Source organism: Burkholderia sp. HMSC10F09, from assembly GCF_001806955.1.
Lineage (GTDB): Bacteria > Pseudomonadota > Gammaproteobacteria > Burkholderiales > Burkholderiaceae > Burkholderia > Burkholderia multivorans.
This window is the reverse complement of the sequence record NZ_KV786861.1, coordinates 1-5,026: the sequence shown is the minus strand read 5'-3', so window position 1 is coordinate 5,026 and position 5,026 is coordinate 1. Positions and strand designations below refer to the sequence as shown.

Sequence of the window (5,026 nt, the reverse complement as noted above, 5' to 3'; positions counted from 1 at the left end):
GGCGCGCGCGAGCCGCACGCCGAGCGCGGCGGCCAGCGTCTTCTCGTCGGCCGACAGGCCGGCCGGCGCCGCGCGATCGTGCTGCGCGACATGCGAGGCGCCGTACGGCGTGCCGCCGGTGCGCGTCGTGGTCAGCGCCGATTCGGTGTACGGAATGCCGACGATCATCATCCCGTGATGGAGCAGCGGCAGCATCATCGACAGCAGCGTCGACTCCTGGCCGCCATGCAGGCTGCCAGTCGACGTAAACACGCTCGCGGGCTTGCCACTCAGCGCGCCGGACAGCCATTGCGGCGTCGTGCCGTCGAGGAAATACTTGAGCGGCGCGGCCATATTGCCGAAGCGCGTCGGCGAGCCGAGCGCGAGACCCGCGCATTCCTCGAGGTCGCGCAGCTCGGCGTAGGGCGGGCCGTCGGCGGGAATGTCGGGGGCGGTGGCTTCGCAGACCGTCGAGACGGGCGGCACCGTGCGGATGCGCGCCTGCATGCCCGGCACGCTGTCGATGCCGTTGGCGATCGCGAGCGCGAGATCGCGCGTCGCGCCGTGGCGGCTGTAGTAGAGGACGAGAATGTCTTTCATGGACGACGGAGCCGCCCGCGGCCGCGCGCGTGCCCGGTGCAGTCGGCCCCTGCTGGATCGAGCGGCTATTATAGGGGCTGAAGCCGTCGCGCAGCGCGGCGGCGGCGCGCCGCCGGGCGCGCGGCATCGACAAGGAGAAGCCGTTTGCCGAAGTTGAGCGTCGATCTCGACACCATCAAGCGTCTCGCGCAGTTCGCCGCGCGGCGCAGCGCCGAAGACCGCATCCCGCAGGTGGCGGGCAGCCTCACGTTCACGACGATGCTGGCGCTCGTGCCGCTCGTGACGGTGGCGTTCGCGCTGTTCACCGCGTTTCCGATGTTCGCGTCGTTCCAGATCTCGCTGCAGGGCTTCCTCGCCGATCATCTGATGCCCGCGCAGTTCAACATCCAGATCTTCAAGTATCTGAACCAGTTCGCGGCGAAGGCGAAGGGACTGACGACGGCCGGCCTGATCGTGCTCGTCGTCACGTCGGTGATGACGATGATGACGATCGAGTCCGCCTTCAACCTGATCTGGCGCGTGCGCAAGCCGCGCCCGTTCGCGCAGCGCGTGCTCGCGTACTGGGCGCTGATCACGCTCGGGCCGCTGCTGTTCGGCGTGAGTCTGTCGCTGTCGTCGTACTTGTTTACGCAGTCGCTCGCGTTTACGGGTGCGGCGCCGTCGACGTCGATCGTCGAATGGCTGCTCACGCTTGCGTCGCTGCCGCTCACGGTGCTCGCGTTCACGCTGCTGTACGTCTATCTGCCGAACTGCACGGTCGCGTGGCGCGACGCGGTGATCGGTGGGTTGTTCGCGGCCGTCGCATTCGAGCTGGCTAAGCGCGGCTTCGGCTACTACGTGCGGCGCATTCCGACGTACACGGCCGTCTACGGCGCGTTCGCCGCGCTGCCCGTGTTCCTGCTTTGGATGTATCTGAGCTGGTTCATCGCGCTGCTTGGCGCGATGGTCACGTCCGCACTGCCGGCGATCCGGATCGGCCAGTTCCACCGCGTCGACTATCCGGGCAGCGACCTGCTCGACGCGCTCGAACTGCTCGCGCGGCTCGCCGAAGCACGAGCGGCCGGCAAGCCGGGCCGCAGCGCGATCCGGCTTGCGACGATGCTGCGCTGCGACATGCAAACCGCGCAGCGGCTGCTGACCTTGCTCGAAGAACGGGAATGGGTGGCGCGCCTCGAGGGCGGCGAGGACTCGCCGCGCTACATCCTGCTTGCGAATCCCGAGCGCCTCACGCTCGCGCAGCTGTTCGACGTGCTCGTGATCGACCGCGCGGAACTCACATATCAGTTGCAGCGGCGGCGCAGCCATATCGACGGCGGCGCCTTGCTCGCGGTGCTGTCGAGCGAGCGCTTCGACGTGACGCTCGCGTCGCTGATCGCCGCGCACCGGCTGTCCGGCGCGCAGCCGGCCGCGGCATCCGAGCCGGCTCCGGATGACACGCCGGAGCCGCACGCGCATCCGCCGCGCACCGCGTGAGCGCGGCGGTGCGCGTTACAGCGGGATCTTTCCGGTACAGATGTCCCTGAACATCACCCAGTCGCCCATCAGGCTGTAGACCGGGTGGCGGAACGTCGCGGGGCGGTTCTTTTCGAAGAAGAAATGGCCGACCCAGGCGAATCCGTAGCCGCAGACGACGGCGGCCGGCAGCCACGCCCAGTCGCCGGTCGCGATCGCCATCGCGACGCAGCCGATCACGCCGAGCGAGCCGATGAAATGCAGCCGTCGCGACGTGCGGTTCTGGTGTTCGTTCAGATAGTACGGATAGAAATCAGCGAAGCTGGCGAATTGCTCCGTATGCGTATGCGCCATGGCCGTCTCCTCGGGCCGCCGTCCACCCGGACATTGTGCGGCGGCCGGCGAACCTCCGCAAGCGGGCGCCGGCGCGCCCGGCGGGGCCGCGCGCTTTCCTTTTGACAGGCTTTCCGATAGGATCGAAAACGGTTTTGCATTCAAGCATGAGGGGACTACGATGCGCGTCAGCGATATTCTGAAAGTGAAGGGCAACACGCTGTTTACGGTGACGCCCGATAAGCCGCTGCGCGAAGCGGTCGACACGATGGCCGAACACGATATCGGTTCGCTCGTCGTGATGGAGTACGGCGATCTCGTCGGGATTCTGACGTTCCGCGAAATCATTCTGCGGCTGCGCGAAAACGGCGGCGCGATCGGCGACGTGCAGGTGCGCAAGGTGATGGACGAGCCGCTCACCTGCACGCCGGAAACCGACGTCAACGAAGTGCGCCGGATGATGCTCGAGCGCCATGCGCGCTACATGCCGGTGCTCGACAAGAAGGTGCTGATGGGCGTCATTTCGTTCTACGACGTCGCGAAGACGGTCGTCGAGGCGCAGAGCTTCGAGAACCGCATGCTGAAGGCCTACATCCGCGACTGGCCGGAACCGGAAGCCGAAGCGCACAAGCCGTGAACCGAAGGCAGCCCGCCGTCGAGATGACGACGCGCGGGCGCAGCCGGCCCGCATGCGGCGGCACAGGCAGCGCCTGCGCCGCCGCTTTTTCGACAACCACACGACAAGGCCCGCGCAGCTTCGCCGAGACGACGCGCGCGTATTCCGAATGAGCGATCAATCGCATGTTTCGTCGGGGCGGCGCAGCGAGCGGCGCGCCCATGCGTCCCAGTTCGACCTGTTGCGCGAACGCCGTTTCGCGCCGTTCTTCACGACCCAATTCCTCGGTGCGCTGAACGACAACGTTTTCAAGATCGGTTTCACGTCGCTCGTCACCTATCACACCGCGCGGTTCTCCGGCGTCGACGCGAAAACCGCCGCATTCCTGATCTCAGCGATCTTCATCCTGCCGTTCGTGCTGTTCTCGGCCACGTCCGGCCAGATCGCCGACAAATACGACAAGGCGACGCTCACGCGCTTCGTGAAGACGTTCGAGATCGTGCTGATGCTGATCGGCGCGGCCGGCTTCGTCACGCACAGCGCGGCGCTGCTGTATCTGTGCACGTTCATGATGGGGATGCACTCGACGCTGTTCGGCCCGGTCAAGTATTCGTACCTGCCGCAGCATCTCGGCGAGCACGAACTCGTCGGCGGCAACGGGCTCGTCGAGATGGGCACCTTCATCGCGATCCTGATCGGGACGATCGTCGGCGGCGCCGCGGCCGGCATCGAAGGCAGCGGCGAGCGCGTGCTCGCGGTCAGCGTCGTCGCGATCGCGCTTGCCGGGCGGCTCGCGGCGCATCGCGTGCCGCCGACGCCCGCGCCGCAGCCCGATCTCGTGATCAACTGGAATCCGATCAGCGAAACGTGGCGCAATCTCGCGCTCGCGCGGCAAAACCGCACGGTGTTCCTGAGCCTGCTCGGCATCTCGTGGCTCTGGTTCGTCGGCGCGACCTTCCTCACGTCGTTTTTCAATTTCGCGAAGGACGTGCTGTCCGCGAGCCCCGACGTCGTCACGGTACTGCTCGCGACGTTCTCGGTCGGCATCGGGCTCGGCTCGCTGCTGTGCGAGCGACTGTCGCAGCGGCGCGTCGAGATCGGCCTCGTGCCGCTCGGCTCGATCGGCATCAGCGTGTTCGCGATCGATCTGTATTTCGCGAGCCATGCGCTGCCGGCGCCCGCGCACCTGCTGTCGGTCGGCGAATTCCTGGCCGGCCTGCGCCACTGGCGCATTCTCGCCGACCTGTTCCTGCTCGCGATGTTCGGCGGCTTCTACAGCGTGCCGCTGTATGCGCTGATCCAGAGCCGCAGCGCGCCGACGCACCGCGCGCGCATCATCGCCGCGAACAACATCCTCAACGCGTTCTTCATGATCGTGTCGGCCGTGATGGCGATGGCGCTGACGAAGGCCGGCGTCGACATTCCGGGGCTGTTTCTCGTGACCGCGCTGCTGAACGTCGCGGTGGCCGCGTATATCTATCTGCTGGTGCCGGAGTTCCTGCTGCGCTTCGTCGCGTGGGTGCTCGTGCATACGTTCTACCGGATCCGGATCGTGCATGCGGAGCGGATTCCGGAAGACGGCGCGGCCGTGCTCGTCTGCAATCACGTGAGCTATGTGGACGCGCTGGTGCTGGCCGCCGCGAGCCCGCGGCCGATCCGCTTCGTGATGGATCACCGGATCTTCAAGACGCGTTTCGCGAGCTGGGTGTTCCGCCATGCGAAGACGATCCCCATCGCGCCGCGCCACGAGGATTCCGGCATGCTCGCGCGCGCGTACGACGCATGCGAGGCGGCGCTGAAGGAAGGCGAGATCGTCTGCATTTTCCCCGAAGGCAAGCTGACCAAGACGGGCGACATCAACACGTTCCACCACGGCATTACCGAGATTCTGACGCGCGTGCCGGTGCCGGTCGTGCCGATGGCGCTGCGCGGGCTGTGGGGCAGCGTGTTCTCGCGGCATGCGGATGCACGGCTGCCGCGGCCCGTGAAGCGCGGCGTGATGAGCCGGCTGACCCTGGCGGTCGGCGAGCCGATGCCGGCGGCGCT

General features: G+C 67.0%; 5 protein-coding genes. 3 read left to right on the top strand and 2 right to left on the bottom strand.

The annotated features are described in order from the left end of the window. The coding region (gene wrbA, locus HMPREF3115_RS23590) for an NAD(P)H:quinone oxidoreductase (RefSeq protein WP_070556324.1) at positions 1–579 on the bottom strand (579 nt) is incomplete at its 3' end. Positions 580–723: 144 nt separating this feature from the next. On the opposite strand from wrbA, the gene HMPREF3115_RS23585 reads away from it, so the two are divergent. Continuing rightward, the gene (locus HMPREF3115_RS23585; RefSeq protein ID WP_006402098.1) at positions 724–2,052 is read left to right on the top strand and encodes a YihY family inner membrane protein; all 1,329 of its coding nucleotides are present in this window, start codon (positions 724–726) and stop codon (positions 2,050–2,052) included. A 15-nt stretch (positions 2,053–2,067) separates the two neighbouring features. On the opposite strand, the gene HMPREF3115_RS23580 is transcribed toward HMPREF3115_RS23585, so the two are convergent. Beyond that, positions 2,068–2,385: an Mpo1-like protein gene (locus tag HMPREF3115_RS23580; protein ID WP_006402097.1), complete on the bottom strand. Its 318-nt coding sequence runs from the start codon at positions 2,383–2,385 to the stop codon at positions 2,068–2,070. A gap of 160 nt (positions 2,386–2,545) precedes the next feature. On the opposite strand from HMPREF3115_RS23580, the gene HMPREF3115_RS23575 reads away from it, so the two are divergent. Then, the gene (locus tag HMPREF3115_RS23575) at positions 2,546–3,001 is read left to right on the top strand and encodes a CBS domain-containing protein (protein WP_006402096.1); all 456 of its coding nucleotides are present in this window, start codon (positions 2,546–2,548) and stop codon (positions 2,999–3,001) included. Positions 3,002–3,149: 148 nt separating this feature from the next. Then, on the top strand, positions 3,150–5,026 hold a 1,877-nt coding region (locus HMPREF3115_RS23570), incomplete at its 3' end, for an MFS transporter (protein ID WP_070556322.1).

What these genes read in the sequence shown, in the direction of transcription:
- HMPREF3115_RS23580 (WP_006402097.1), bottom strand. Translation starts at nt 2,385, where the DNA reads ATGGCGCATACGCATACGGAGCAATTCGCCAGCTTCGCTGATTTCTAT.
- HMPREF3115_RS23575 (WP_006402096.1), top strand. Translation starts at nt 2,546, where the DNA reads ATGCGCGTCAGCGATATTCTGAAAGTGAAGGGCAACACGCTGTTTACG.